This window comes from Streptomyces sp. NPDC039423, from assembly GCF_055598725.1.
The window spans coordinates 233,760-258,583 of record NZ_JBVKAH010000004.1; the positions used below are offsets into that span (position 1 = coordinate 233,760).

General features: G+C 74.8%; 24 protein-coding genes. 15 read left to right on the top strand and 9 right to left on the bottom strand.

Annotation, left to right across the window (positions count from 1 at the left end):
• The first annotated feature begins 132 nt into the window (after positions 1 to 132).
• Both ACZ7LK_RS15260 and ACZ7LK_RS15265 read left to right on the top strand, forming a co-directional pair.
• The gene (locus ACZ7LK_RS15260) at positions 133 to 2,166 is read left to right on the top strand and encodes an NADPH-dependent 2,4-dienoyl-CoA reductase (RefSeq protein WP_471140958.1); all 2,034 of its coding nucleotides are present in this window, start codon (positions 133 to 135) and stop codon (positions 2,164 to 2,166) included.
• A 26-nt stretch (positions 2,167 to 2,192) separates the two neighbouring features.
• Positions 2,193 to 2,729, top strand: coding sequence for a PadR family transcriptional regulator (locus ACZ7LK_RS15265; protein ID WP_392273659.1), 537 nt, complete (start codon positions 2,193 to 2,195; stop codon positions 2,727 to 2,729).
• A gap of 120 nt (positions 2,730 to 2,849) precedes the next feature.
• Here ACZ7LK_RS15265 and ACZ7LK_RS15270 read toward each other — a convergent pair whose 3' ends face one another.
• Entirely contained in the window at positions 2,850 to 4,862 is a 2,013-nt protein-coding gene (locus tag ACZ7LK_RS15270) for a heavy metal translocating P-type ATPase (RefSeq protein ID WP_471140961.1), read from the bottom strand.
• A 103-nt stretch (positions 4,863 to 4,965) separates the two neighbouring features.
• Between ACZ7LK_RS15270 and ACZ7LK_RS15275 the strand changes: the two genes are divergently transcribed.
• Positions 4,966 to 5,343 (top strand): ArsR/SmtB family transcription factor, encoded by a 378-nt coding sequence (locus tag ACZ7LK_RS15275; RefSeq protein WP_469464400.1) that lies wholly within the window; start codon positions 4,966 to 4,968, stop codon positions 5,341 to 5,343.
• Positions 5,344 to 5,366: 23 nt separating this feature from the next.
• The gene (locus tag ACZ7LK_RS15280) at positions 5,367 to 6,773 is read left to right on the top strand and encodes an FAD-dependent oxidoreductase (protein ID WP_471140965.1); all 1,407 of its coding nucleotides are present in this window, start codon (positions 5,367 to 5,369) and stop codon (positions 6,771 to 6,773) included.
• Positions 6,774 to 6,803: 30 nt separating this feature from the next.
• Here the strand turns inward: ACZ7LK_RS15280 and ACZ7LK_RS15285 are convergent, their stop codons facing one another.
• On the bottom strand, positions 6,804 to 7,994 hold the full coding sequence (locus ACZ7LK_RS15285) for a zinc-dependent alcohol dehydrogenase (protein ID WP_392273655.1): 1,191 nt from the start codon (positions 7,992 to 7,994) through the stop codon (positions 6,804 to 6,806).
• A gap of 195 nt (positions 7,995 to 8,189) precedes the next feature.
• Between ACZ7LK_RS15285 and ACZ7LK_RS15290 the strand changes: the two genes are divergently transcribed.
• Positions 8,190 to 8,939: a GntR family transcriptional regulator gene (locus ACZ7LK_RS15290; protein ID WP_471140968.1), complete on the top strand. Its 750-nt coding sequence runs from the start codon at positions 8,190 to 8,192 to the stop codon at positions 8,937 to 8,939.
• 11 nt (positions 8,940 to 8,950) lie between these two features.
• On the opposite strand, the gene ACZ7LK_RS15295 is transcribed toward ACZ7LK_RS15290, so the two are convergent.
• Both ACZ7LK_RS15295 and ACZ7LK_RS15300 read right to left on the bottom strand, forming a co-directional pair.
• Entirely contained in the window at positions 8,951 to 10,486 is a 1,536-nt protein-coding gene (locus ACZ7LK_RS15295) for an amino acid permease (protein ID WP_471140971.1), read from the bottom strand.
• A gap of 38 nt (positions 10,487 to 10,524) precedes the next feature.
• The gene (locus ACZ7LK_RS15300; RefSeq protein ID WP_469464396.1) at positions 10,525 to 11,520 is read right to left on the bottom strand and encodes a hypothetical protein; all 996 of its coding nucleotides are present in this window, start codon (positions 11,518 to 11,520) and stop codon (positions 10,525 to 10,527) included.
• Between the two features lie 420 nt (positions 11,521 to 11,940).
• On the opposite strand from ACZ7LK_RS15300, the gene ACZ7LK_RS15305 reads away from it, so the two are divergent.
• The 3 genes from ACZ7LK_RS15305 to ACZ7LK_RS15315 are packed head-to-tail and all read left to right on the top strand — an operon-like array spanning position 11,941 to position 15,946.
• The gene (locus tag ACZ7LK_RS15305) at positions 11,941 to 13,377 is read left to right on the top strand and encodes an FGGY family carbohydrate kinase (RefSeq protein WP_469464395.1); all 1,437 of its coding nucleotides are present in this window, start codon (positions 11,941 to 11,943) and stop codon (positions 13,375 to 13,377) included.
• Positions 13,374 to 14,756 carry an FAD-dependent oxidoreductase gene (locus tag ACZ7LK_RS15310; protein WP_471140975.1) on the top strand — a complete coding sequence of 461 codons (1,383 nt, stop codon included), beginning with the start codon at positions 13,374 to 13,376 and terminating at the stop codon, positions 14,754 to 14,756. The genes ACZ7LK_RS15305 and ACZ7LK_RS15310 overlap by 4 nt, the downstream gene beginning before the upstream one ends.
• A gap of 20 nt (positions 14,757 to 14,776) precedes the next feature.
• Positions 14,777 to 15,946, top strand: coding sequence for an FAD-dependent oxidoreductase (locus ACZ7LK_RS15315; RefSeq protein ID WP_392273860.1), 1,170 nt, complete (start codon positions 14,777 to 14,779; stop codon positions 15,944 to 15,946).
• Here ACZ7LK_RS15315 and ACZ7LK_RS15320 read toward each other — a convergent pair.
• Positions 15,933 to 16,712 carry a uracil-DNA glycosylase gene (locus tag ACZ7LK_RS15320; protein ID WP_471140978.1) on the bottom strand — a complete coding sequence of 260 codons (780 nt, stop codon included), beginning with the start codon at positions 16,710 to 16,712 and terminating at the stop codon, positions 15,933 to 15,935. The two genes, ACZ7LK_RS15315 and ACZ7LK_RS15320, sit on opposite strands and share 14 nt — an antisense overlap.
• Positions 16,713 to 16,792: 80 nt before the next feature.
• Here ACZ7LK_RS15320 and ACZ7LK_RS15325 point away from each other — a divergent pair, with 80 nt between their 5' ends.
• Positions 16,793 to 17,272, top strand: coding sequence for an NUDIX hydrolase (locus ACZ7LK_RS15325; protein WP_392273648.1), 480 nt, complete (start codon positions 16,793 to 16,795; stop codon positions 17,270 to 17,272).
• Between the two features lie 65 nt (positions 17,273 to 17,337).
• A complete protein-coding gene (locus tag ACZ7LK_RS15330; RefSeq protein ID WP_392273647.1) occupies positions 17,338 to 17,577 on the top strand; it encodes a hypothetical protein in 240 nt (79 codons plus the stop codon).
• Here the strand turns inward: ACZ7LK_RS15330 and ACZ7LK_RS15335 are convergent.
• The 3 genes from ACZ7LK_RS15335 to ACZ7LK_RS15345 all read right to left on the bottom strand — a co-directional run bounded on the left by ACZ7LK_RS15335 (position 17,551) and on the right by ACZ7LK_RS15345 (position 19,837).
• Positions 17,551 to 18,804, bottom strand: a complete 1,254-nt coding sequence (locus ACZ7LK_RS15335) for a cytochrome P450 family protein (RefSeq protein WP_471140982.1) — start codon at positions 18,802 to 18,804, stop codon at positions 17,551 to 17,553. The genes ACZ7LK_RS15330 and ACZ7LK_RS15335 overlap by 27 nt on opposite strands.
• A 117-nt stretch (positions 18,805 to 18,921) precedes the next feature.
• The gene (locus ACZ7LK_RS15340; RefSeq protein ID WP_471140985.1) at positions 18,922 to 19,332 is read right to left on the bottom strand and encodes a cold-shock protein; all 411 of its coding nucleotides are present in this window, start codon (positions 19,330 to 19,332) and stop codon (positions 18,922 to 18,924) included.
• An 82-nt stretch (positions 19,333 to 19,414) separates the two neighbouring features.
• A complete protein-coding gene (locus ACZ7LK_RS15345; RefSeq protein WP_471140987.1) occupies positions 19,415 to 19,837 on the bottom strand; it encodes a DUF4345 domain-containing protein in 423 nt (140 codons plus the stop codon).
• Between the two features lie 199 nt (positions 19,838 to 20,036).
• On the opposite strand from ACZ7LK_RS15345, the gene ACZ7LK_RS15350 reads away from it, so the two are divergent.
• The 5 genes from ACZ7LK_RS15350 to ACZ7LK_RS15370 all read left to right on the top strand — a co-directional run bounded on the left by ACZ7LK_RS15350 (position 20,037) and on the right by ACZ7LK_RS15370 (position 24,191).
• Positions 20,037 to 20,975 (top strand): LysR family transcriptional regulator, encoded by a 939-nt coding sequence (locus ACZ7LK_RS15350; RefSeq protein ID WP_471140990.1) that lies wholly within the window; start codon positions 20,037 to 20,039, stop codon positions 20,973 to 20,975.
• A 1-nt stretch (position 20,976) separates the two neighbouring features.
• The gene (locus tag ACZ7LK_RS15355; protein WP_471140992.1) at positions 20,977 to 21,486 is read left to right on the top strand and encodes a GNAT family N-acetyltransferase; all 510 of its coding nucleotides are present in this window, start codon (positions 20,977 to 20,979) and stop codon (positions 21,484 to 21,486) included.
• 274 nt (positions 21,487 to 21,760) lie between these two features.
• Positions 21,761 to 22,609, top strand: coding sequence for an ABC transporter substrate-binding protein (locus ACZ7LK_RS15360; protein WP_471140995.1), 849 nt, complete (start codon positions 21,761 to 21,763; stop codon positions 22,607 to 22,609).
• Positions 22,606 to 23,406 (top strand): amino acid ABC transporter permease, encoded by an 801-nt coding sequence (locus tag ACZ7LK_RS15365; RefSeq protein ID WP_392273640.1) that lies wholly within the window; start codon positions 22,606 to 22,608, stop codon positions 23,404 to 23,406. The genes ACZ7LK_RS15360 and ACZ7LK_RS15365 overlap by 4 nt, the downstream gene beginning before the upstream one ends.
• Before the next feature lie 8 nt (positions 23,407 to 23,414).
• The gene (locus tag ACZ7LK_RS15370; protein WP_392273639.1) at positions 23,415 to 24,191 is read left to right on the top strand and encodes an amino acid ABC transporter ATP-binding protein; all 777 of its coding nucleotides are present in this window, start codon (positions 23,415 to 23,417) and stop codon (positions 24,189 to 24,191) included.
• On the opposite strand, the gene ACZ7LK_RS15375 is transcribed toward ACZ7LK_RS15370, so the two are convergent.
• Positions 24,188 to 24,802, bottom strand: coding sequence for a DUF6629 family protein (locus tag ACZ7LK_RS15375; RefSeq protein WP_469464389.1), 615 nt, complete (start codon positions 24,800 to 24,802; stop codon positions 24,188 to 24,190). The two genes, ACZ7LK_RS15370 and ACZ7LK_RS15375, sit on opposite strands and share 4 nt — an antisense overlap.
• Positions 24,803 to 24,824 lie beyond the last annotated feature (22 nt).

Sequence of the window (24,824 nt, forward strand, 5' to 3'; positions counted from 1 at the left end):
CCGGCGGCGCGGGCGGCGCGTAGGCGGCGGTACGTAGCGGAGGTCACGCCCCGATCCTTATGCAACTTGTTGCACAAGGCCCCCGGGGTCGTCTACAACTGGGGCGACGACATCGCGCGAGGAGGCGCCCCCATGACTGCGACCCCGGCCCCGGCCCCGTACCCGCACCTGCTCAGCCCCCTGGACCTGGGGTTCACCACCCTGCCCAACCGGGTGCTCATGGGGTCCATGCACGTCGGGCTGGAGGAGGCGGAGAACGGCTTCGCCCGCATGGCCGCCTTCTACGCCGAGCGCGCCCGCGGCGGCGTCGGGCTGATCGTCACCGGTGGCATCGCGCCCAACGACGCGGGCCGGCCGTACGAGGGCGGGGCCAGGCTCACCACCGAGGAGGAGGCCGCGCAGCACCGGGTCGTGACGGACGCGGTGCACGCGGCCGGCGGGCGGATCGCGATGCAGATCCTGCACTTCGGGCGGTACGCCTACCACCGCGACCTGGTCGCGCCGAGCGCCCTCCAGGCGCCGATCAGCCCCTTCGTGCCGAACGAGCTCACCGACGCCGAGGTCGAGCGGACGATCGAGGACTACGTACGGGCCGCGGAGCTCGCCAGGTCGGCCGGGTACGACGGCGTCGAGATCATGGGCTCCGAGGGCTACCTGATCAACGAGTTCATCGCCGCCGCGACGAACCGGCGCGAGGACCGCTGGGGCGGGTCGTACGAGAACCGCGTCCGCTTCCCGCTGGAGATCGTCCGCCGCACGCGTGAGCGCCTCGGCGAGGACTTCATCCTGATCTACCGGCTCTCCATGCTGGACCTGGTGCCGGGCGGCTCGACCCTGGAGGAGGTCGTCGCGCTCGCCCGGGAGATCGAGGCCGCCGGTGCGACGATGATCAACACGGGCATCGGCTGGCACGAGGCCCGGATCCCCACCATCGCGACCTCGGTGCCGCGCGGCGCGTACACCTGGGTCACCAAGAAGCTGATGGGCTCGGTGTCCATCCCGCTGATCACCAGCAACCGCGTCAACACCCCGGAGGTCGCCGAGAGGATCCTGGCGGAGAGGCGCGCGGACATGGTCTCCATGGCCCGGCCCTTCCTCGCCGACCCGGAGTTCGTGGCCAAGGCCGCGGACGGGCGGCCGGAGACCATCAACACCTGCATCGGCTGCAACCAGGCCTGCCTGGACCACACCTTCAGCGGGAAGATCACCTCCTGCCTGGTCAACCCGCGCGCCTGCCACGAGACCGAGCTGGTCCTCTCCCCCACCCGGCTGCGCAAGCGGATCGCCGTCGTCGGCGCCGGGCCGGCCGGGCTCGCCTGCTCGGTGGCGGCCGCCGAACGCGGCCACGAGGTGACGCTGTTCGACGCCGCGGACGAGGTCGGCGGACAGCTCAACATCGCCAAGCGGGTGCCGGGCAAGGAGGAGTTCGACGAGACGCTGCGCTACTTCCGCACGCAGCTCGAACTGCGCGGCGTGGACGTGAAGCTGGGCACGTACGCCACCGCCGAACTGCTCGCCGGGTACGACGAGGTGGTCGTCGCGACCGGCGTCACCCCGCGCACGCCCGCCATCGAGGGCGTGGACCACCCGAGCGTGGTCAGCTACCTGGACGTCCTGCGGGACGGGGCGCCGGTCGGCGAGCACGTGGCGATCATCGGGGCGGGCGGCATCGGTTTCGACGTGGCCGAGTTCCTCACGGACGGCGGCGAGGGCGCGAGCCAGGACGCCGAGACCTACTTCCGCCAGTGGGGCGTCGACACCGCGTACGCGGGGCGCGGCGGGCTGCGCGCGCCGGAGCGGCCGAAGCCGCCGCGCACGGTGCACCTGCTCCAGCGCAAGACGTCCAAGGTCGGCGCGGGGCTGGGCAAGACGACCGGGTGGATCCACCGCACCGAGCTCAAGCACCGGGGCGTGACCATGGTCGCGGGCGCGTCGTACGACCGGATCGACGACGAGGGCCTGCACATCACCGTGGACGGTGAGTCCCGTACCGTGCCGGTCGACACGGTGGTGCTCTGCACGGGGCAGGAGCCGAGGCGCGAGCTGTTCGACGAACTGGCGGCGGCCGGGGTGCCGGTGCACCTGATCGGCGGCGCGGACGTGGCGGCGGAGCTCGACGCCAAGCGCGCCATCGACCAGGGGACGCGGCTGGCGGCGACCCTGTGACGGTGCCGCGTCCTTAGGATGCGGTCATGTCACTGCCGCACGCGATCCTCACCGCCCTGCTCGAGAAGCCGTCCTCGGGTCTGGAACTGACCCGCCGCTTCGACCGGTCGATCGGCTACTTCTGGTCGGCCACGCACCAGCAGATCTACCGCGAGCTGGGGAAGCTGGAGCAGGCGGGGCACATCCGGGCCCTGCCCGCCCCGGTGGTGTCCCGGGGGCAGAAGAAGGAGTACGAGGTGCTGCCCGCGGGCCGGGCGGAGTTGACGGACTGGGTACGGCGCACCGAGGACCCCAAGCCGATCCGGGACGCCCTGCTGCTGCGGCTGCGGGCCGCGGCGGTGGTGGGGACGGAGGGCCTCGCGGACGAGCTGCGCCGCCACCTGGCCCTGCACCGGGCCCAGTTGGAGGACTACCTGGGCATGGAGGAGCGGCAGTTCCCGCCGGAGCGCGACTCCGAGGCGGACCGGCTGCGGCACCTGGTGCTGCGCGGCGGGATCGAGCTGGAGCGGTTCTGGACGGCGTGGCTGACGGAGGCGCTGGCGGAGTTCGACCGCGACCGCTGACGGCCCCGGCCCGGGCCCGCCGCACACCCGTCCCCCGCCGCCACGCCCCGGCCGGGCGTCCGGGGCCGCGCGACCACCCGCTGCCCGATCGGCTTCGACCGCCGGCCCCTGCGCCAGGCGCTACGACAGGGCCTTCCGCCAGGCGGCTTCGCGCAGCAGGCGCAGGCCGTTGAGGCCGACCAGGACCGTGGAGCCCTCGTGGCCGGCCACGCCCAGCGGCAGCGGCAGGTGCCCGGCCAGGTCCCACACCACCAGGGCGCCGATGCACACCCCGGCGATCACCAGGTTCTGCACGACCAGTCCCCGGGCGCGCCGGGAGAGGGCCACCACGGCCGGGACGGTGGCCAGTTCGTCGCGGACGACGACGGCGTCGGCGGTCTCCAGGGCCAGGTCGGAACCGGCCCGGCCCATCGCGATGCCGCTGTGGGCGGCGGCGAGGGCGGGCGCGTCGTTGACGCCGTCGCCGACGACGAGGGTGCGCAGGCCGGCGTCCTCCCACTCCCGTACCGCCGCGACCTTGTCCTCGGGCAGCAGTCCGGCGCGGACATCCGTGATCCCGGTGTCGGCGGCGACCCGGCGCGCCGCCGGTTCGTTGTCGCCGGTCAGCAGGACCGGGGTGGTGCCGCTGAGGCGGGCGAGGGCGGCGACGGCGGCCGGGGCGCCCTCGCGCAGCCGGTCGGCGACCCCGAGCACGGCGACGGGCGAGCCGTCGACGGTCACCTCGACGGCGGTCCGGCCCGCGGCCTCCAGTTCCCGGGCGGCGGGCGACGGGCCGGCCGGGCGCCCCACGGTGACCTCCCGGCCGTCGACCAGGGCCCGTACGCCCCGGCCGGGGGCGGACGAGAACTCCGTGGCGCGGGGCACCGTGAGACCGCGCTCCCGGGCGGCGGCCACCACCGCCCGGGCCAGGGGGTGTTCGCTCGGCAGCTCGGCACCGGCGGCCAGGGCGAGGACCTCCTCCTCGGTGAAGGCCGCGGACCCCGTGGACCCCGTGGACGCCGTGGCGGTTGTGGCGGTTGTGGAGGCCGCGGAGGTCGTGGACTCCGCAGACGCCGTGGCGGTCAGCCGTACCTCGGCGATCCTCGGCGCGCCCTCGGTGAGGGTGCCCGTCTTGTCGAGCGCGACCCGGTCCACCCGGCCCAGCCGCTCCATCACCACGGCCGACTTGACGAGCACGCCGTGCCGGCCGGCGTTGGCGATCGCGGACAGCAGCGGCGGCATGGTCGCGAGCACCACCGCGCACGGCGACGCCACGATCATGAAGGTCATGGCCCGCAGCAGCGTCGCGGTGAGGTCCGCGCCGAGGGCGAGGGGCACGGCGAACAGCGCCAGGGTCGCGACGACGACGCCCACCGAGTAGCGCTGCTCGACCTTCTCGATGAAGAGCTGCGTGGGCGCCTTGGTGGCGCTGGCCTCCTCCACCATGGCCACGATCCGGGCGATGACGGACTCGGAGGCGTCCTTGCCGACCCGTACGCGCAGCGCTCCGGTGCCGTTGAGGGTGCCCGCGAAGACGTCGTCGCCGGGCCGCTTGGGCACGGGCAGCGGCTCGCCGGTGATGGTGGCCTGGTCGACGTCGCTCGCGCCGTCGAGCACCGTGCCGTCCGCCGGCAGCCGCTCCCCCGGGCGTACGAGGACGGTGTCGCCCACCCGGAGGTCCGCCACCTCCACCGGCTCCTCGCCCCCGTTCTTCAGCCGCACCGCCCGGGCGGGCGCCAGGTCCAGCAGGCCGCGCACCGAATCGGCGGTGCGCCGGGTGGCGACGGCCTCCAGGGCCCCCGAGACGGCGAAGATGACGATGAGCAGCCCGCCGTCCAGGTACTGCCCGATCGCGGCGGCGCCGAGGGCGGCGACCACCATCAGCAGGTCGACGTCGAGGGACCGGTCGCGCAGGGCCCGGAGACCGGCCCAGCCCGGCTCCCAGCCGCCGGCCGCGTAGCACACGGCGTACAGCGGGCCCCACAGCCACGCCGGAGCCCCCGCGAGATCGAGCGGGAACGCGGCCAGGAACGCGACGGCCGACAGCGCGGCCCAGCGGACCTCGGGCAGCGCGGACAGCCTGGTCCGGCGGGACGGGGGGACGGCACGGACGGACGGGGCCGCGGGCCTGGCGTCGAGCACCGGGGAAGCCATGGGCGTGCACCTCTTCACGGGGGCGGCGGGAACGGCACCACCATAGCGGAATACATGAAGACCTCTTCATCCATACGTGGGACACGCGGCTACGATGATCCCCATGGGACACGGAGTGAACGGCGAGACGACCCCGGCGGCACGCCTGGACGCGGAGTCCGCGGCCACCATCGCCGCCACGCTCCAGGCCCTCGCCACGCCCTCCCGGCTGATGATCCTCACCCGCCTGCGCCAGGGGCCGTGCGGGGTGACGGAGCTGGCCGAGTCGGTCGCCATGGAGCAGTCCGCGGTCTCCCACCAACTGCGGCTGCTGCGCGCCCTGAGCCTGGTCACCGGGGTGCGACAGGGCCGCCGCATCGAGTACAGCCTGTACGACAACCACGTGGCCCAGCTCCTCGACGAAGCCGTCTACCACATCGAGCATCTCCGGCTCGGCGCACGGGACCTGCCCCAACCCCCCGTGGATACTGGTCAGTCGTAGACCGACGACGCGAAGGGGCGCGCATGGGCGACCGGTTGGGCACCAAGGACGCGACACGGCACGCGGTGGTCATCGGCGGGAGCATCGCGGGACTGCTCGCCGCCCGGGTGCTCGCCGAGCACGCGGAGCGGGTCACGATCGTCGAGCGCGACCACTTCCCCGATGAACCGGAACCGCGGGCCGGCGTACCGCAGGGACACCATCTGCACGTGCTCCTGGAAGGCGGCCAACTGGCCCTGGAGCGGCTGCTGCCGGGCGTGGTGGACGAGCTGCGGGAGCAGGGCTCGCCCCGGGTGGGCCTGCCGGAGGACATCGTCTCCTGGCAGGCGGGCCGGTGGTTCCGGCGTACCGCCACCACGGCGTCCCTGCTCACCGGGGCCCGGCCGCGCCTGGAGCACCTCGTCCGGCGCCGGGTGCTGGCCGATCCGCGCATCGGCGTGGCGCAGGGCGCCGAGGTGGTGGGCCTGCTCGGGGACGCCACCCGCGTCCGCGGGGTGCGCCTCCGCGAGCGGGACGCCGGGCAGGAGACCCGCGAGGTCGGTGCCGACCTGGTGGTGGACGCGTCGGGGCGCGGCACCCAGGCGCCGCGCTGGCTCTCCGCGATCGGCGCCGAGCCGCCGCACGAGGAGACCATCGACACCGGGCTCGCCTACGCGACGCGGCTGTACCGGGACGGGTCCGGGGGCGCGGTGGCGGACTGCCTCGGCTACTTCGTCGTGCCCAGCCCCGGACAGACCCGGGGCGGTGTGGTGATGCCCGTGGAGGACGGCTGCCACCTCGTCACCCTGTCGGGGCTACGCGGGGACGAATCGCCCACGGACCCCGAGGCGTTCGAGGACTTCGCCAAGCGGCTCCCCCACCCGATCGTGCACGAGTGGATGACGCGGGCGCGTGGCGAGTCCGCCGTGCGCGCCTTCCGCCGGACGGCCAACGTACGGCGCCGGTACGACCGTCCGGGCCGCCGCCCGGCCGGGTTCCTGGCGACCGGCGACGCGCTGTGCACGTTCAACCCGGTGTACGGCCAGGGGATGGCGGTGGCGGCGATCGGCGCGGTGGCGCTGCGCGACGCGCTGGCGGACCCCCGCCGGACGCCCACGACACGGCGGGTGCAGCGCGCCCTGTTCGAGGCCTCCCGGCAGGCGTGGGACATCTCCGCCGGGGCGGACAAGGGCATGCCCGGTGCGGTGGGCAGCGCGGTGGCGTCACGTGCCGTGGACCGGCCGGTCACCTGGTACCTGGACCGCGTCCAGGCCCGGTACACCGGCAACCCGGTGGTGGGGCGGACCTTCCGCTCCGTGCTGTCCCTGGTGGACCCGGTCACGGCGCTGTTCGCGCCGCGGGTGGCCCGCGAGGTGCTCTTCCGGCCGGTGCCGCCGACGCCGGCGGAACCGCCCCGGTCACCCGAGGGCGCGGACGGTTCCGCCGGCTGACCGCCGACCGGGTGCCCCTGCCCCGGGAACCTAAGGGTGCATGACGACCTTGACGGCCCCGTCCTGCTTCTGCTGGAACATCTTGTACGCGTGCGGGGCGTCGGCGAGCGGGAGGTGGTGGGTGGCGAACCCGTCCACGCCCAGCGGGTCGGCGTCCGTCAGCAGCGGCAGGATGTCGTCGACCCAGCGGCGGACGTTGGCCTGGCCCATGCGCAGCTGGACCTGCTTGTCGAACAGCGTCAGCATCGGCAGCGGGTCCGCCGCGCCGCCGTAGACGCCGCTCAGCGAGATGGTCCCGCCGCGGCGCACCAGGGCGATCGCCAGGTACAGGGCGGCCAGCCGGTCGGCGCCCATCTTCTGGTGGAGGCGGGCCGCCCACGCCTTGGGCAGCAGCCCGGCCGCGTTCTGCTGGGTGCGGGCGACCGGGCTGCCGTGGGCCTCGGTGCCGACGGCGTCGATGACGGCGTCGGGGCCCCGGCCGGCCGTGCGGTCCTTGATGGCCTCGACGAGTTCGTCCTGGTCGTCGAACCCGCTCAGGTCGTACACCTCGACGCCCTGCTCCCGGGCGCGCTGGAGCCGTTCGGGCACCAGGTCCACGCCGATGACCTGGGCGGCGCCCTGGTGCAGGGCGATGCGGCAGCACATGTCGCCGATCGGGCCGAGTCCGAGGACCGCGACCGAGCCGCCGGGCGGGACGTCGGCGTACCGGACGGCCTGCCAGGCGGTCGGCAGGACGTCGGAGAGGTACAGGAAGCGGTCGTCCGCCGGGCCCTCGGGGACCTTGATGGGTCCGTAGTGGGCCTGCGGGACGCGGAGGTACTCGGCCTGGCCGCCGGGGACCGCGCCGTAGAGCTTGGTGTAGCCGAAGAGGGCGGCGCCCATGCCCTCCTCGGTGACCTGGGTGGTCTCGCACTGGGTGGGCAGGCCCGAGGTGCACATCCAGCAGCGCCCGCAGGCTATCTGGAAGGGCACGACCACGCGGTCCCCCGGCTTGAGGTCCGGGACGCCGGGGCCGACCTCCTCGACGATGCCCATGGGCTCGTGGCCCAGGATGTCGCCCGGAGTCATGAACGGCGTGAGGACCTCGTAGAGGTGCAGGTCCGAGCCGCACAGGCCGGTGGAGGTGACCTTGATGACCGCGTCGGTCGGCTCCTCGATCTTCGGGTCCGGCACCGTCTCGACCCGGACGTCGCGCTTTCCCTGCCATGTGACGGCCCTCATCGTCGCTTCCCTTCACCGGATTCTCCTGCGGGGGCGCGGGCCGGGTACCCGGGGGCCGCGCCGGTGAATCCGATCCGGCCAGAGTGCGGACGAATGCGGGCGACCCCCTTCCCTAGAGGTTTAGACCAATGATAGTGATTGATCACCCATACGGCACGCTCGACTACTGTGAGCGAAGGAAATTGAGGGTTGAACATGGCTGAGCCCCAGACCCCCGCGGGACTCCGGACCCCCGCGGGACTTCCGCTCTACCTCCGGGTCGCCGCCGCGCTGCGCGACGACCTCACCCAGCGGCGCATCGCCCCCGGCGCCCGGCTGCCGTCCGAGCGCTCACTGGTCCATCGTTTCCGGGTCAACCGGCACACCGTGCGCAACGCGCTCCAACTGCTGCGCGAGGAGCGGCTGGTGGTGACCGAGCGGCGCGGTACGTTCGCCGCGAGCGTGGCCCCCGAGGAGGCGGGCCCGGTGCTCGCGCCCGGGCTGCTGCGGTTCCCGTGCGGCAGCGGGACGCCGGACGCGTCCGCGGTGACCCGGCTCGCCTGGGAGCCCGCCCCGACGGTGCTCGCCGGGCAACTGGGCCTGCCGCCCGGCGAACCGTCGCTGGTGCACCGCCACCAGGTGCCCGGCACCGGCGAGGCGCCCGTGCAGGAGGCGCTGTCCCGGTTCTCCCGGCACGCGCTCGACGAGGTGCCCGAACTCGCCCGCTACCGGCGGCCCGAGGACTGGCCGGTGCGGCCCGACCTGCGCCTGCTGTACCACTGGATGCACCGCGCGGGGCTGCGGCTGACGCGCCGGGAGTCGATCGGCGTGGGGCACGGCCCGGTCGCCACGACGTGCCTGACCGTGCACCGCGTGGTGAGCGACCAGCACGGCCACGTGCTGGAGGTCACCGACATCCGGTTCGCGCCGGAAGCGGCCTCCTGGACGTACGAGTTCACCGGCTGAGCGGGCACCCGTCAGACGATGCCCTCGGCGATCTCCGCCTGTTCCTTGGCGTTGCCGTACGCCGCCGGGGTGCCGTACGAGCGGCGTGCCACGTACCACCAGGCGGTGGCCAGCACGAGCACCACCACGAGCGCGATCACGGCGTAGTTCATCGAGTCGACGGTGACCGGTGACTTCTGCGGCAGGCAGAACAGGACCGTCACCAGCCCCACCCAGACGACGGCCGTCCAGCCGATCGGCTTGCTCCAGCGGCCCAGCGACCACGGGCCGGGCCGGAACCGGTTGCCGGCGCGCAGCCGCAGCAGGACGGGGATCGCGTACGCGGGCGTGATGCCGATGACGTTAATGGCGGTGACCGCCCCGTAGGCGGTGGCCGAGTACAGCGAGGGCAGGGCGAGCGCGGCCGCCACGCCGACCGACAGCCACACGGCGGGGACGGGCGTCTGGGTGCGGGCGCTGACCTTGCGCCAGAGCGCCGAGCCGGGCAGCGCGTTGTCGCGGCTGAACGCGAACACCATGCGGCTCGCGGCGGCCACCTCGGCGTTGCCGCAGAAGAGCTGCGCCACGATCACCACCAGGAGCAGGGCGGAGGCGCCGCCGGAGCCCAGCGCGTCGAGGAAGATCTGCGCGGGCGGCACGCCGGTGGCGCTGTTCTGCGTGGCGGCGTAGTCCTGGATGGCGAAGGTCAGCCCGGCGAGCAGCGCGAAGCCGGCGAGCCAGGAGACCCAGATGGCGCGGACGATGCCCTTGGCCGCCGAGACGGACGCGTTGGCCGTCTCCTCGGAGAGGTGGGCGGAGGCGTCGTACCCGGAGAAGGTGTACTGGGCGAGCAGCAGGCCGACGGCCGCCACGTAGAAGGGGTTGGCCCAGCCGGTGTCGTTGACGAACTCGATGAAGACGAACCCGGCGGAGCGGTGCTGGTCGGGGACGATGGCGAGCGCTCCGACGATGACCGCCACGCCGGCCAGGTGCCACCAGACGCTGACGGAGTTGAGGAGGCTGACGAGGCGGACGCCGAAGAGGTTCAGCACGGCGTGCAGCAGCAGGATGCACAGGAAGATCACGAAGGTGGAGCCGGGGGTGGGCTCGAAGCCCCACTGGAGGTTGAGGAAGGCGCCGGTGAACAGCGCGGCGCCGTAGTCGATCCCGGCGATGGCCCCGAGCAGACCGAGCAGGTTCAGCCAGCCCGTGTACCAGCCCCAGCGGCGCCCGCCGAGCCGGTCGGCCATGTAGTAGAGGGCCCCGGAGGTCGGGTACGCGCTGGTCACCTCGGCCAGCGCCAGGCCGACGCACAGCACGAACAGGCCGACGCCGACCCAGCCCCACATCATCACGGCCGGGCCGCCGGTGCCGAGGCCGAAGCCGTAGAGGGTCATGCAGCCGGACAGCACGGAGATGACGGAGAAGCTGATGGCGAAGTTGCCGAAGCCTCCCATCCGGCGGGCCAGGACCGGCTGGTAACCGAGTTCCCTCAGCCGCTGCTCCTCGTCCGTGGCGTCCGTGGCGGGGGCCGGCCGCTCCTGGCCGGCCCACAGGGTGCGGGACATGGCACTACCTCCGGGTGGTGGGGTGGGGTGGGGTGGGTTCAGCGGGGGGCGTGCAGGCAGCGGGAGCGGGCGCGGGTGAACAGCTCCTCGGCCAGGGCCCGGTCCGCCGGGTCGCGGGTGCGGTACGCCCAGGGCTGGGGCGTCCAGTACGGGCCGAGCGCGGTGAAGACCCGGGCGGCGGCGTCGAACCGGAGGGCCCCCCACAGGGCGTGCGCCAGGTGGCAGAGGTCGAGGAGCGACTCGTGCGCGGGGTCGGTGCGGTCGAACCAGGCGTCCAGGGCCCGGTCGGCGTCGCGGATCGCGTCCTCGGCGACCCAGTGCAGGTCCAGGGCCCGCTCCTGGCCCCGGTCGCGGCGGTAGCGCTCGACCCTGGCGTACAGGGGCAGGGCGTGCAGCGGGGAGCCGGGGGGCGCCGAGGCCGCCGCCCACTGCACGAAGTTGACGGCTTCCGACAGGGACGCGCTGCCCGGCTGTCGGGCGTACAGGAACTGGAGCATCCGGTGGTACGCCTCGCGGTTGTGCGGGTCGCGCTTGTCGGCCTCCGCGAGCAGGCCCCAGGGCCCGGGCGGGAGCATCGGCCCGGGCGGCCCCACCCGGTGCTCCCGCATGCGCTGTTCGTCGTCCACTACGGCGAGGGCCAGCAGGCACACCCAGGGCACCGGGTCGGCGGGGGCCACCCGGGCGGCGTCCCCGCACGCCTCGCGCGCCAGCCGCCACAGTTCGGCGGTGCGGGCGTGTCCGTCGCGGTGGGCGCGCAGGGCGCGCTCCACGGCGACCCTGGCGCGCATGACGGCCGCCGCGATGCTGTGCGGCTGCTCGGTGAGCCAGGCCTGGACGACGTCGGAGCCGGCGGCGACGGTGGCCAGCACCTGGGTACGCCGGGTCCACAGGGACCGGTCGGCGCTCCTGGCGGTGTCCGCCAGGAGCTCGGCCATCGACAGCCAGCGCCCGGTGCGCAGGTCCTGGAGCACCCCGCGCAGGGCGTTGTCGTGGCCCGCCGGGTGGTACACCGGCCGGAAGTCCTGGCCGGGCATCACCCCGTCCCCGTCGGTGGGCAGGCCGGTATCGGTGTGACGGTCATGGGTCCTCTGGGCGCGGTGGGGGGTCGGGCGGGCACGCCGAGGAGAGCGGTCGGACTGCTCCTCGACTACCGGCCGTTGATCGGCGATCACTATAGGCCTCGATGGACGATCCTGGTCCACTTTTGCGCAGTCGGCGCAACATCCCGCTCATCAAAGGACATTGATGATCCATCAGTACCATCCATACTCCCGGTCGATGCCACCTCGTGTCCGCGTGATCACGGACAGGTCTTGACGCCGGAGCCCGGCTGGACCACGCTTCGAGCGACGATCTTCAACGGTCCGCCACCGGTCTTCCACGATCCTCCGCGATCACGCTCCGACGATCACGGAACGACCCGCGCGGGCACGAGAGCGGAAACGGGAGGGGCGATGACGGGCCCCGTACTGGCCGTCGACCAGGGCACGTCGGGCACCAAGGCCCTGGTGCTCTGCCCCGACCGGGGCGTGATCGGCTCCGGCACCGCGCCGGTGCGCCCCCGCCACCTGCCGGGTGGCCGGGCGGAGACCGACCCGCACGAACTGCTCGCCTCGGTCGTCGACGCCGGGCGCCGGGCCCTGGCCGACGCCGGGGAACCGGTCGCCGCCGTGGGCCTGGCCAACCAGGGCGAGACGGTCCTCGCCTGGGACCCCGCCACCGGCACGCCCCTGACGGACGCGATCGTCTGGCACGACAAGCGCGCCGAGGACATCTGCGCCGAACTCGCCCCGCACGCCGACCGGTTGCGCGAGACGACCGGTCTCCCCCTCGACCCGTACTTCGCCGCCCCCAAGATGGCCTGGATACGCCGCCACCTGACCCGCGAGGGTGTGGTGACCACCAGCGACGCCTGGCTGGTGCGGCGGCTGACCGGCGCGTTCGTCACCGACGCGGCGACCGCCGGGCGCACCCAGCTCCTCGACCTGGACGAGGTCGCCTGGTCACCGGAGGCGCTGGACGTCTTCGGACTGGCCGGCGAGCGGCTGCCGCGCGTCGTGGACGCCGCGGGGCCGGTGGGCGACACGGACGCGTTCGGTCCCCGGCTGCCGCTGACCGGGCTCCTCGTCGACCAGCAGGCCGCGCTGCTGGCGCAGGGCGCCACCGGGCCCGGCGACGCCAAGTGCACCTACGGGACGGGCGCGTTCCTGCTCGCGCAGACCGGCGACCGGCCCCGGCGCGGCGGCTCGGGGCTGGTGAGCTGCGTGGCGTGGCGGCTCGCCGGACGGACCGCCTACTGCCTGGACGGCCAGGTCTACACCGCCGCCTCCGCCGTGCGCTGGCTCACCGGCCTCGGGGTGATCGGCGGCGCCGCCGACCTCGACCGGGTGGGGGCCTCGGAGCCGGACGCGGGCGGCGTCACCTTCGTGCCCGCACTGGCCGGGCTCGCCGCCCCCTGGTGGCGCGGGGACGTCCGCGGATCGCTCACCGGACTGGGGCTGGACACCACCGCCGGCCACCTGGTGCGGGCGCTGTGCGAGGGCATCGCCGCCCAGGTGGTGGAGCTGGCCCGGGCGGCCGGGGACGACCTGGGAGCACCGCTCGGCCCGCTGCGCGTCGACGGCGGCCTGACCCGCTCGGCACTGCTCATGCAGACCCAGGCCGACCTGCTCCAGGCCCCCGTGGAGGTGTCGGCGCTGCCGGACGCCACCGCGCTGGGCGCCGGCGCCCTCGCCCGCCTCGGGCTCGACCCGCGCCTGTCCCTCGCGGAGGCGGTCCCCCGGTGGCGGCCCTCGGCCGTGTACGAACCACGGATCGGCGCCGGCGAGGCCGCCGAGCGGATGGAGGCCTTCCGGGGGGCCGTGGCCGCGCTGACGGCCCGCGCGCGATGACCGCCGCCGGTGAGGAGCCGTACGACGTCGTCGTGGTGGGCGCGGGGGTGGTCGGCTCGGCCGTCGCCCGCGAGCTGGCCCGCTTCCCGCTGCGCACGGCCCTGGTGGACGCGGCCGGCGACGTCGGTGAGGGCACGTCGAAGGCCAACACCGCGATCCTGCACACCGGTTTCGACGCCGTGCCCGGGACCCTGGAGGCCCGGCTCGTGCGGGAGGGGCACCGGCGGCTGACCGCCTACGCCGGTGAGGTGGGCATCCCGCTGGAGCGGACCGGCGCCCTGCTGGTCGCCTGGGACGAGGACCAGCTCGCCGCGCTCCCGCACCTGGCGCGCAAGGCGGAGCGCAACGGCTACCGGGAGGCGCGCCCCCTCGGCCCCGGCGAGCTGCGCGCCCGCGAACCGCACCTCGGCCCGGGCGCGCTCGGGGCCCTGCACGTACCGGGCGAGAGCGTCGTCTGCCCCTGGACGACCACCCTGGCCTACGCCACCCAGGCCGTGCTCGCCGGGGTGGACCTGCTGCTGGAGTGCCGGGTCGAGGAGGTCACCGAGCGGGACGGGGCGCACGAGCTGCTGACCGGCCGGGGCGTCCTGCGCACCCGGTACCTGGTCAACGCGGCCGGGCTGCACGCCGACGCCTTCGACCGGCGGCTGGGTGTCCGGGACTTCACGGTGACGCCCCGGCGCGGCCAGCTCTTGGTGTTCGACTCCTTCGCCCGGCGGCTGGTCCGGCACGTGCTGCTGCCGGTGCCGACCGCGCTCGGCAAGGGCGTCCTGGTCTCCCCCACGGTGCACGGCAAGGTGCTGCTGGGCCCGACCGCCGAGGACCTCGACGACAAGACGGCCACCGGGTCCACCGCCGAGGGGCTGGCGTACCTGCGGGAGCAGGGCCGGCGGATCCTGCCCGCCCTGCTGGACGAGGAGGTCACCGCCGTGTACGCGGGGCTGCGGGCGGCGACCGGGGAGGTCGACTACCGGATCGCCTGCCACCCCGAGCGGCGGTACGTCACGGTCGGCGGCATCCGCTCCACGGGGCTGACGGCGTCGATGGCGATCGCCGCGCACGTGGTCGGGCTGCTCGCGGACGCCGGGCTGGAGCCGGGCACCGCACGGGAGCTGCCGGCCGTGCGGATGCCGAACCTGGGCGAGGCCTTCCCCCGGCCGTACGCGGACGCCCGGCGCATCGCCGCCGACCCCGCGTACGGCGACATCGTCTGCGCCTGCGAGCGGGTGACGCGCGGGGAGATCCGCGACGCGCTCGCCTCGGTGGTGCCGCCCGCCTCGACGGCCGGGCTGCGGCGCCGGACACGGGCGGGCGCCGGGCGCTGCCAGGGCTCGTACTGCGGGGCGGCGGTACGGGCCCTGTTCGAGGAGGCACGGTGACGCTTCCGGTGACGGTGGCGATGCCGGTGACGCGCACGGTCGACGTGCTGGTCGTCGGGGCCGGCCCGGCCGGGCTCGCCGCCGCGACCCGGCTGGCCGCCACCGGCGCGGGCACGGTCGAGGTGCTGGAGCGGGAGCCGGGCGCCGGTCCCGGCCGGGCCCGGGGCACGGCGGCCCAGGAGGCGGTGCGGGCCGGGGCGGTCCGGGTGGCGGTACGGGCCGGGGCGGCGCTCCGCACGGGTGTCATGGTCACCGGCTGGTCCGGCCCCCTGGTGCTCGACGCGACGGGCCCGGCCGGCCGCGAGCGGATCGCCGCCCGGGCGGTCGTGCTGGCCACCGGCGCCCGGGAACGCTCCCGCGCCGCCCGGCTGGTGCCGGGGACCCGGCCCGCCGGGGTGCTGACGTCGGCCGGGCTGCGGCGGTCCGTCGCCGCCGGGCTGGACATCGGCACCCGGGCGGTGGTCGTCGGGGACGGGCCGGACGCCGCCGGCGCGGTCCGGGCGCTGCGCGGTGCGGGCGTGGCGGTGGCCGCGGTCGTCACGGAGCGGCGGTGGCACCGGCCGGGGGCCGTGCCCGGGCGGACCGCGCGACCGGCCGGGACGGAGGTCGCCGGGCTCCTGGGCCGGGGGCGGCTGTCGGGCGTGCGGGTGCGGTACCGGGACGGGCGGGAGGCGACCGTGGCGTGCGACACGGTGGTCTTCGCCGGCGACTGGGTGCCGGAGCACGAGCTCGCGCGGGCGGGTGGCGCGGCCCTGGACCCGGCGACGCGCGGGCCGGCGGTGGACGGGGCGTTCCGTACGTCGATGGCGGGCGTGTTCGCGGTGGGCGGGCTGCTCCATGGGGGCGAGCCGGCCGGTACGGCGGCCGTGGAGGGGCGGGCGGTGGCGGAGCCGGTACGGGAGTTCCTGGCGGGTGCGGCGCCGTGGCCGGGGCGGGGCGTCGCGGTGGTGGCGGAGGCGCCGCTGCGGTGGGTGACGCCGAACCGGCTGGGGGCGGCCGGTGACCGCTTCCTGGTGCGTGCGGAGCGGCCGCTGGCGCGGCCGGTGCTGGAGGTGGGCCAGGACGGCGTCACGCTGCACCGGCAGCGGGTGCGCGGCACGCTCGTGCCCCACCGGTCGGCACCCCTGCCGGCGGCCTGGGCGGCACGGGTCGATCCGGCCGGCGGGCCGGTCCGGATCAGGGTGGTGTGAGTCCGGCCGCGTCCGCCGCGCGGCCGAGCACGTCGATGAGCATGGCCGGGGTGAGGCGGCCGGTGAAGGTGTTGCGCTGGCTGACGTGGTAGCAGCCGAAGAGTTCCAGATCCGGGCCGCCGTCGGTGGCGGCCAGGGTGACCCGCGTACCGTGCGCGAAGGCGGGCCGGGGCCGGGGCACCGACCAGCCGCCCGCGGCGAGGGCGGGCAGCGCGGCCCGCCAGCCGAAAGCGCCGAGGACGACGACGGCCCGCACGGTGGGGCGCAGCAGCCGCAGTTCACCGGCCAGCCAGGGACGGCAGGTGTCGCGCTCCAGCGGTGTGGGCTTGTTGGCGGGCGGGGCGCAGTGGACGGGGGCGGTGACCCGTACCCCGTACAGGCGCAGCCCGTCGCCGGCGTGAGTGGCGTCCGGCCGGTTGGTGAGCCCGATCTCGTGCAGGGCGGCGTAGAGGACGTCGCCGGAGCGGTCGCCGGTGAACATGCGCCCGGTGCGGTTGCCGCCGTGGGCGGCCGGGGCGAGGCCGATGACCAGGAGCCTCGCGTCGTCGGGGCCGAAGCCGGGTACGGGCCTGGCCCAGTAGTCCCAGCCCGCGTAGGCGCGGCGGCCCTCGCGGCCGACCCGTTCCCGCCAGGCGACCAGGCGCGGGCAGGCCCGGCAGTGGGTGACGCGCTCGTCGAGCGCGGGGACGGAGGGGGCGCCGGCGGCCTGGCGTTCGGGGAAGTCCGGCTCTTCGGCGTGGCCGCCGAACCCTTCGGAGACGGACATGTGCGCTCTCGCTCCCTCGCTCGGGGTGATCGTTCCGACTGCCGACGCTAACCCGGCGGGTGGCGGGCAGACTTTCCGGCATGACGGTGAAGCGAAGCGCGGGCCTGCTGCTGTTCCGTACCTCGGGCGGTGTCCTGGAGGTGCTCATCGCCCATATGGGCGGTCCCCTGTGGGCGTCGCGGCACACCGGCGCGTGGTCGCTGCCCAAGGGCGAGTACACGGCGGACGAGACGCCCGAGGCGGCCGCGCGGCGCGAGTTCGTGGAGGAACTGGGTCTCCCGGTGCCGGACGGGGAGCCGGTGCCGCTCGGCGAGACGCGGCAGGCGAGCGGAAAGGTCGTCACCGCCTGGGCGCTGGAGGCCGATCTGGACCCGGCCGCGGTGGTGCCGGGCACGTTCACCATGGAGTGGCCGCGCGGCTCGGGGCGGACGCGGGAGTTCCCGGAGGTCGACCGGGTGGCGTGGATGACCCCGGAGGAGGCGGCGCCGCTGCTCGTGTCGGGGCAGCAGGTGTTCCTGGAGCGGCTGGCGGCGTACGTGCGCGAGCGGGACGGAAGCTGATTGTCAGTGCCGTACGACAGAGTGGACGGTATGGACGGCACCAACCGGTCGACGGGGAGCGAGAGATGACCACCACCCTGACCCTGCGCGAGCGCGCCGCGGCCCAGGCGTACCTGCGGCTGATGGAGACGGCGCGGGCCGTGCTCGGGGACCCCGAGCTGGCTCCGATGGCCGGGGTGTACCTGTCGTCGCCGATGGCGGAGGCGGACGAGGCGCTGCGGCGCGCCGGCCTGACGGGCAACGAGGCGCGGCTGCTGCGGCTGGTGTCCGCGCTCCGGTCAGCGGGTGACGGCGCCGCCCCGTAGGCGTACGGGCAGGGTCCGCACGCTGTTGCCGACGAAGCTGGGGACGCGGGGCAGCCGGGACTCGGGGACGGCGAGGTCCAGTCCGGGGAATCGGGTGAAGAGCCGTTCCAGGGCGACGGTGGCCTCCAGCCGGGCGAGGGGGGCGCCCAGGCAGTAGTGCGGGCCATGGCCGAGGGACAGGTGGCGGCTCGCGGTGCCGCGTGCGGCGCGGGTGATGTCGAACCGGCCCGCGTCGGGGCCATGGGCGGCGGTGTCCCGGCCGGCGGCCGAGTAGCCGGCCAGGACCGGGGTGCCCCGGGGGATGGGGGTGCCGCCGAGGGTGAGGTCGCGGACGGGGTAGCGGAAGGGGAACTGGCTGACGGGGCTGTCCCAGCGCAGGGTCTCCTCGACGACGTCGGCCCAGGCGGCCCGGCCGTCGAGGACCAGGCGCAGTTGGTCGCGGTGGGCGCACAGGGCGCGGACGGCGTTGGTGATGAGGTTCAGCGTGGTCTCGTGCCCGGCGACGACCATCAGGAGCAGGGTGCCGATCAGTTCCGGTTCGGTGAGCCGGTCGCCGTCCTCGTCGCGGGCGGCGATCAGGGCGCTGGTGAGGTCGTGGCCGGGTGCGGCGCGGCGGGCGGCCACGACGGCCTGGAGGGTCCGGAGCATCTCCCGGTTGGCGGCCACCGCGCGCTCGGGCCCGATGTCGGTGGAGACCACCTGGCTGGAGAGGTGGTGGAGCCGGTCATGGTGTTCGGCGTCCACGCCGAGCAGTTCGCAGATGACGCCCATGGGCAGGGGCAGCGCGAAGTGGCGGCGCAGGTCGGCGACACCGCCCCCGGAGGCGGCCGCCTCCTCGGTCGCGTCGAGGAGGCGGGCGGTGAGGGCGTCGACGCGGGGCCGGAGCGCCTCCACCCGCCGGGCGGTGAACGCCTGGCCGGCGAGCGCGCGCAGCCGCCGGTGGTCGGCGCCGTCGGCGGTGGTCATGCCGGGGACGGTGGTGAAGGTGCGCAACGGCCAGCCGGCGGGTACCCGCCCGTCCCGGAGGGCCGGGAAGTGCTGGGGGCCCTTGGCGACGTCGGGATGGGTGAGGAACTCCCTGAGCGCCTCGTGGCTGAGGACGGCCATTCCCGGTACGCCGTCGGGGAGGACGACGGGCGTGACGGCGCCCCGGGCGAGGAGACGTGCGTTGTCCGCGTGCGGACAGCCACCCGCGGGGTCCATGCGGTGCGGTTCGCCGGCCGTCATGATCGGGCTCCTCCCGGTCGCGCCGTCGTCTGCCGTGTGCCGTGTGCCGGTGCCGGTGCCGTACGGATGTGTGCCGGCGCCGCGCGCCGGCGCCCCGTCCGGTGCGCGGGCGGGGCGTCAGCCTTCCACCCAGCCGTGCGAGCGTGCCAGTTCGACCACCCGGGTGCGAACCCGCTTGAGCTGGGCGGTGGTCAGGGTGCCGTCCGCCTCGACGAGGAGTTCGGTCAGCTCGGCCTGGAACTCGGCCGCGGACAGCACGTCGAGGGTGTCGTCGTCCGGGTCGTCCCTCGGCACCGGTACGGGCTCGGGCACCGTGCGGCGGGCGGGCTGGTGGACCAGCCGGATCTCCGACGCCTTGGGGCCCTTGTCGCCCATCTCCAGGTAGAACTCGACCTCGCGGCCCGCCTGGTACAGGTATTTGTCGTCGACGAGGTCGTTCGCGTGCATGAAGACGTCCTCGCCCCCTTCCCTGGGGACGATGAAGCCGTACCCCCGGACCTCGTCGAACCGAAGGATCTTGCCCACCATCAGCACAGCCGTACCTCCACGCCCACACCACTGCTGTTCCGCCCGGGCCCGCCGCCCTGGGCCGCCCGGCCCGGCGGTGAATCTACAGGCGTTCGCCCGCGCCCCGCAGCGGACCGGCGGGGACCGCCGGGTGCGTCCGGGTGTACCAGAGGAGCATCAGGGGCGGCAGCAGGAGCTCGACGCCGATGAACGCGGCGTGCACCGGGTGCGGCGCGCCCGCGTCGAGGTACGAGACGCCCCGCGCCAGGCCGCCGAGGAACACCGCGCCGAAGACGGCCCGCAGCGTGGCGGCGTGGTCCCCGGGGCGCAGGGCGGTGCGCAGCATGACGATCCCGAGGGCGCACCAGACCCCGGCGAAGAAGCGGTAGTTGCTGTCGACCGTGGGCGGCACCTCGGGGCTGCCCGGCAGCAGCGCGGGCCCGACGGCGATCTCCAGCAGGCCGGTGGCCGTCACGAAGGACGCGAGCAGGACGAGCACCCACCGGAAACCCTGATGTGCCGACATGAACCGTTCCCCGCTTCCCGACGTGGCCGGCGCCACTGACCGCTCCGGCCGTTCCGTTGCCGCCCGGGGACGCCCCGGGTGGCCCGTCCTCATCCTCGGCCCGGGCCGCGGCCGGCGGGAAGCGTCCGGTGATGCGTCCCGGACCCGGATTGATACCGTCCAGGGTATGGATGGTGGGGCGGGCGGAACCGATCCGAGCGTGCGTCAGTCGCGGTGCCTGCTGGTCCTCGCCGAGGAGCTGCACTTCGGCCGGGCGGCCGCGCGGCTCCACATCAGCCAGCCGGCGCTGAGCCGCGCGATCCGCCGGCTGGAGGACGACCTGGGCGTGGTGCTGCTGGAGCGCTCCACCCGGCGCGTGCGGCTGACCGGGGCCGGGGAGGCGCTGCTCCCCCGGGTCCGGTCCCTGGTGACGGCCGCCGACGAACTGCGCGCGGAGGCACGGGTGCGGGCGCGGACGCTCGGGGGCCGGGTGGTCCTCGGGTGCTACGTCACCGCCCTGCCCGTGGTCACCGCCCTGGCGGAACGGGTGCGGGCGGCGCGCCCCGGCCTGGAGGTCGTGCTGCGGGAGGTCGACCTGGTGGAGCAGACCGCCGCCCTGCTGGACGGCCGGGTGGACGCCGTCCTGGCGTACGCCCCGGTGCCGGCCGGCGTCCAGGCGCTCACCCTGGCGACGGAGCGGCAGGTGGTGTGCCTGTGGGAGGGACATCCGCTGGCGGGGCGGCCGTCCGTGTCGCTGGCGGAGCTGGCGGGCCTGCCCGTCGTCGGTTCGTCGCCCCTGGTGGCGCCGGTGTGGCGGGACTTCTGGGCGGCCGATCCCCGCCCGGACGGCACGCCGGTCACGTACACCGGGCACGGGACGAGGACGTTCGAGGCGGGGATCTCGGCGGTCGCCCAGCGGTGCGGCATCCGTTTCGTGTCGGCCGCCTGCCGTGAGCTGTTCCCCCGTCCGGGCGTCCGGTACGTCGACGTCGCGGACGCGCCCCTGTGCACGGCGGTGCTCGCCTGGTCCTCCGCACGCCGCGACACACCGGAGGTCGCCGCGCTGCGCCGCGCGGCGGGCGGCATGGTGGGGAGGGGAGGGACCGACCCGAACCCTCGCTGGTGGCAGACCGGGCACACCGAGTCCGAAGGGGTATGACATGCCGATGATGCGCCGGGCGCGCCTGTCCGACCACCGCACGCTGGTGGAGTGCGTGCACCGGTGGTGCGGCGGGCCGGACGCGCCCGCCGGAGGCCGGGAGCCGTCGCTGCTGCTGCCGAGGCTGTTCCTCCAGCACTTCGCGGGGACGAGCCTGGTCGCCGAGGACAGTACGGGGGTGAAGGCGTTCCTGATCGGCTTCCATTCCGCCGACGACGAGGAGGGCGCCTACGTCCACTTCGTGGGCGTGGAACCCGCGCTGCGGGGGCGGGGGCTGGCCCGGGGCCTGTACACGGCTTTCTTCGAGCGTGCCGCCGAGGCGGGGCGGCGGGAGGTGCGGGCGGTGACGGCCCCGGCGGAGGCGGGGGCGATCGCGTTCCACCGGGCCCTGGGATTCGCGGTGGTACCGGGGGACCACGAGGTGGCGGGGGTGGCGGTGCACCGCGACCACGACGGGCCGGGCCAGGACCGGGTGTGCCTCCGCCGGAGGATCGGTCCGGGCCGGGAGTGAGGCGGGGCGGCGTCCCACGGACCGCCGGGCCCGCGCGCCTGGGCACGCGGGCCGGGGCACGCGGGCGTCCCGGGGTCCGGCCGACCCCCGGACGGCCGGGGGGCGCGTGTGCGACGGTCCGCTCCGGCGCGCGGGGAGCGGGTGCCCCGCGTCCGCATGGCGGATCTCCGCGACGGCGCGCCCCTGGTGTCATACGATCACGCCCGGCGGCTGCGTCACCCGGCGTCACCCCCGGCGCCGTCCGAGGCCGCCCACGCGCCCATGGAGGTCAACCGTGACGAGGACTGCCGGCGGCAAGCGACGCGCCCACCGCACCCGTACCGTCTTCACCGCCGGCGCCTCGGCGGCCGTGCTGCTGTTCGCCGCCGCCGGATGCGGGAACGGCGACGAGGGGCCCGGTGAGGCGGCGGGCGGGGTGCCCGTGGTCGAGAAGGGCAAGCTGACGACCTGCACCCATCTGCCGTACCCGCCCTTCCAGTTCGAGCAGGACGGCGAGATCGTCGGCTTCGACGTGGCGCTGGTCGACCTGGTGGCCGAGGACCTGAAGGTCGAACAGAAGATCCTCGACACGCCGTTCGAGAACTTCAAGACCGGCGCGTTCCTCAACTCCGGGGAATGCGACCTGGCCGCCGCCGGCATGACCATCACCCCCGACCGCAAGAAGAACGTCGACTTCTCCGTCCCCTACTTCGACGCCACCCAGGCGCTGCTGGCGAGCAAGAAGAGCGGCGTCACCACCCTCGCCGAGGTCAAGGAGAAGAAGCTGAAGCTCGGCGCCCAGGCCGAGACCACCGGCGAGAGCTACGCCAAGAGCCAGGGCTTCGACCCGGTGGCCTTCGAGAGCTCCGACGCGGTGCTGAACGGCCTGCGCACCGGGCAGGTCGACGCCGTGGTCATCGACTACCCGGTGGTGCAGGGCTGGCTCAAGGACAAGGCGAACGCCGACGCCTTCGCCCTGGGACAGAACATCGAGACCGGTGAGCAGTACGGGTTCTCGGTGAAGAAGGGCAACGACAAGCTGCGCGCCGCGGTCGACAAGGCGATCAAGGACGCCAGGGCGGACGGCACGTACGACAAGCTCTACCAGCAGTGGATCGGCCCGCTGCCCAAGGGCCAGTCGTGACCTCTCGGCTGACGCGGCGCCAGCGGCGGCGGATCTCGCAGGGCATCCAGTACGCGGTCTTCGTCGCCGTCGTCGTCCTGATCGCCGTCCTGGCCGACTGGGACCGGCTCCAGAACCAGTTCGCGCAGGCGGACCTGGCGGAGCGGCTCTTTCCCGACATCATCACCACCGCGCTGCGCAACACGGTGGTCTACACCGTGTCCGGGTTCGTGTTCGGGCTCGTCCTGGGCCTGGTCATCGCCCTGATGCGGCTGTCGTCGGTGGCGCCCTACCGGTGGGCGGCGAGCGTCTACATCGAGATCTTCCGGGGCCTGCCCGCCCTGCTGATCTTCATCTTCGTCGGGGTGGCCGTGCCCCTGGCCTTCCCCGGTACGGAGATCCCCGGCGGTACGTACGGCAAGGTCGCCCTGGGCCTGGGGCTGGTGGCCGCGGCGTACATGGCGGAGACGATCCGCGCGGGCATCCAGGCCGTGCCCAAGGGGCAGATGGAGGCGGCACGCTCGCTGGGCTTCTCGCACGCGCGGGCCATGGTGTCGGTGATCCTCCCCCAGGCCTACCGGATCATCATCCCGCCGCTCACCAACGAACTGGTGCTGCTGTTCAAGGACTCCTCGCTGGTGCTGTTCCTCGGCGTGACGCTGGAGGAACGGGAACTCACCAAGTTCGGCCGGGACCTCGCCAGCCAGACCGCCAACTCCACGCCCATCCTCGTCGCCGGCCTGTGCTACCTGCTGGTGACGATTCCGCTGAGCTTCGTGGTGCGCCGCCTGGAGGCCCGTGCCGCCAGGGCCAGGTGAGGAAGCCGATGTCACGCGACGAGATCGAGATCCGCGGCCTGTACAAGTCGTTCGGCGACAACGAGGTGCTGCGCGGCATCGACCTGGACGTCGCCGCCGGGGAGGTGGTGTGCGTCATCGGGCCGTCCGGCTCCGGCAAGTCGACGCTGCTGCGCTGCGTCAACCTGCTGGAGGAGCCGACCAAAGGCCAGGTGTTCGTGGGCGGTACGGAGGTGACGGACCCGGACGTCGACATCGACGCCGTACGCCGCCGGATCGGCATGGTGTTCCAGCAGTTCAACCTCTTCCCGCACGTCACGGTCACGGAGAATCTCACCCTGCCGCAGCGGCGGGTGCTGGGCCGGGGCAAGGAGCACGCGGCGGAGGTCGCCCGGCAGAACCTGGACCGGGTCGGGCTGGCCGACAAGGCGGACGCCTATCCGGCGCAGTTGTCGGGCGGGCAGCAGCAGCGGGTGGCCATCGCGCGGGCCCTGGCGATGGGCCCGGAGGTGATGCTGTTCGACGAGCCGACGTCGGCGCTCGACCCGGAGCTGGTGGGCGACGTGCTGGCCGTGATGCGGATGCTGGCGGCCGAGGGCATGACCATGATGGTCGTGACGCACGAGATGAGCTTCGCCCGGGAGGTCGCCGACCGGGTGGTGTTCATGGACGACGGCCGGATCGTCGAGCAGGGTCCGGCCGCCCGGGTGGTGGGCGATCCGCAGCACGAGCGCACCCGTCACTTCCTGACCCGCATCCTCGACCCGGCCGCCGCCGAACAGCCCGGCCCGGAGGACACGCGTTAGGTCGTGTCCGGCCGGCGGGTCCGGGCGAGGAGGACGAGCGAGCCGACGGCGGCGAAGGCGCACCAGGTGGAGAGGAACTCGGTGCGCCACAGCACCACGCAGAGCGCCGCCCCGGCGGCGACCACGGCGCCGAGCAGCCTCAGCAGCGGGTCGGCCGCCAGGAGCAGGGCCCCGACGGTGGCCAGGAGGTAGCCGGCCAGCAGGGGCGGGGCGTACGGCAGGTCGAGCACGTAGCCGATGGTGCGGCCCCGGACGTGTGCCGTGACGGGCCGGGTCGCCAGGGCGTGGGCGAGCGCGGCGGCCGTGACGAGCCCGGCGGCGGCCGGTACGGCGAGCCGGGCCCGGGCCGGGGCGGGGGTGACGAGCAGGACGCCGAGCGGCACCCAGAGCGGCAGCAGCGGCAGTGCGATGACGGCCCAGGCCAGGGTCGCGGGGCCGCTGCCGCCGCCGGTGTCCCAGACGGCCGACTCCACGATCTGGTGCGCCCCGAGCAGCAACGGCAGTGCGGCGAGCGGCAGTTCCCGGACGTCGCGGGTGCGGGCCACGCAGACGGCGCCGACGGCGGCGATGACGGTGCCGGCCGCGAGATCGGCCGTCGCGTTCCAGCACATGGTGGGTAGCGTACGGGGGCAA

Excerpts from the sequence above, each read along its gene's own strand:
- ACZ7LK_RS15310 (WP_471140975.1), top strand. The coding sequence starts at position 13,374 with ATGACCGCCGCCGGTGAGGAGCCGTACGACGTCGTCGTGGTGGGCGCG.
- ACZ7LK_RS15260 (WP_471140958.1), top strand. The coding sequence starts at position 133 with ATGACTGCGACCCCGGCCCCGGCCCCGTACCCGCACCTGCTCAGCCCC.
- ACZ7LK_RS15330 (WP_392273647.1), top strand. The coding sequence starts at position 17,338 with ATGACCACCACCCTGACCCTGCGCGAGCGCGCCGCGGCCCAGGCGTAC.
- ACZ7LK_RS15315 (WP_392273860.1), top strand. The coding sequence starts at position 14,777 with ATGCCGGTGACGCGCACGGTCGACGTGCTGGTCGTCGGGGCCGGCCCG.
- ACZ7LK_RS15305 (WP_469464395.1), top strand. The coding sequence starts at position 11,941 with ATGACGGGCCCCGTACTGGCCGTCGACCAGGGCACGTCGGGCACCAAG.
- ACZ7LK_RS15370 (WP_392273639.1), top strand. The coding sequence starts at position 23,415 with ATGTCACGCGACGAGATCGAGATCCGCGGCCTGTACAAGTCGTTCGGC.
- ACZ7LK_RS15345 (WP_471140987.1), bottom strand. The coding sequence starts at position 19,837 with ATGTCGGCACATCAGGGTTTCCGGTGGGTGCTCGTCCTGCTCGCGTCC.
- ACZ7LK_RS15335 (WP_471140982.1), bottom strand. The coding sequence starts at position 18,804 with ATGACGGCCGGCGAACCGCACCGCATGGACCCCGCGGGTGGCTGTCCG.
- ACZ7LK_RS15285 (WP_392273655.1), bottom strand. The coding sequence starts at position 7,994 with ATGAGGGCCGTCACATGGCAGGGAAAGCGCGACGTCCGGGTCGAGACG.
- ACZ7LK_RS15265 (WP_392273659.1), top strand. The coding sequence starts at position 2,193 with ATGTCACTGCCGCACGCGATCCTCACCGCCCTGCTCGAGAAGCCGTCC.
- ACZ7LK_RS15290 (WP_471140968.1), top strand. The coding sequence starts at position 8,190 with ATGGCTGAGCCCCAGACCCCCGCGGGACTCCGGACCCCCGCGGGACTT.
- ACZ7LK_RS15320 (WP_471140978.1), bottom strand. The coding sequence starts at position 16,712 with ATGTCCGTCTCCGAAGGGTTCGGCGGCCACGCCGAAGAGCCGGACTTC.
- ACZ7LK_RS15355 (WP_471140992.1), top strand. The coding sequence starts at position 20,977 with ATGCCGATGATGCGCCGGGCGCGCCTGTCCGACCACCGCACGCTGGTG.
- ACZ7LK_RS15340 (WP_471140985.1), bottom strand. The coding sequence starts at position 19,332 with ATGGTGGGCAAGATCCTTCGGTTCGACGAGGTCCGGGGGTACGGCTTC.
- ACZ7LK_RS15300 (WP_469464396.1), bottom strand. The coding sequence starts at position 11,520 with ATGCCCGGCCAGGACTTCCGGCCGGTGTACCACCCGGCGGGCCACGAC.
- ACZ7LK_RS15295 (WP_471140971.1), bottom strand. The coding sequence starts at position 10,486 with ATGTCCCGCACCCTGTGGGCCGGCCAGGAGCGGCCGGCCCCCGCCACG.
- ACZ7LK_RS15325 (WP_392273648.1), top strand. The coding sequence starts at position 16,793 with ATGACGGTGAAGCGAAGCGCGGGCCTGCTGCTGTTCCGTACCTCGGGC.
- ACZ7LK_RS15275 (WP_469464400.1), top strand. The coding sequence starts at position 4,966 with ATGGGACACGGAGTGAACGGCGAGACGACCCCGGCGGCACGCCTGGAC.
- ACZ7LK_RS15375 (WP_469464389.1), bottom strand. The coding sequence starts at position 24,802 with ATGTGCTGGAACGCGACGGCCGATCTCGCGGCCGGCACCGTCATCGCC.
- ACZ7LK_RS15280 (WP_471140965.1), top strand. The coding sequence starts at position 5,367 with ATGGGCGACCGGTTGGGCACCAAGGACGCGACACGGCACGCGGTGGTC.
- ACZ7LK_RS15270 (WP_471140961.1), bottom strand. The coding sequence starts at position 4,862 with ATGGCTTCCCCGGTGCTCGACGCCAGGCCCGCGGCCCCGTCCGTCCGT.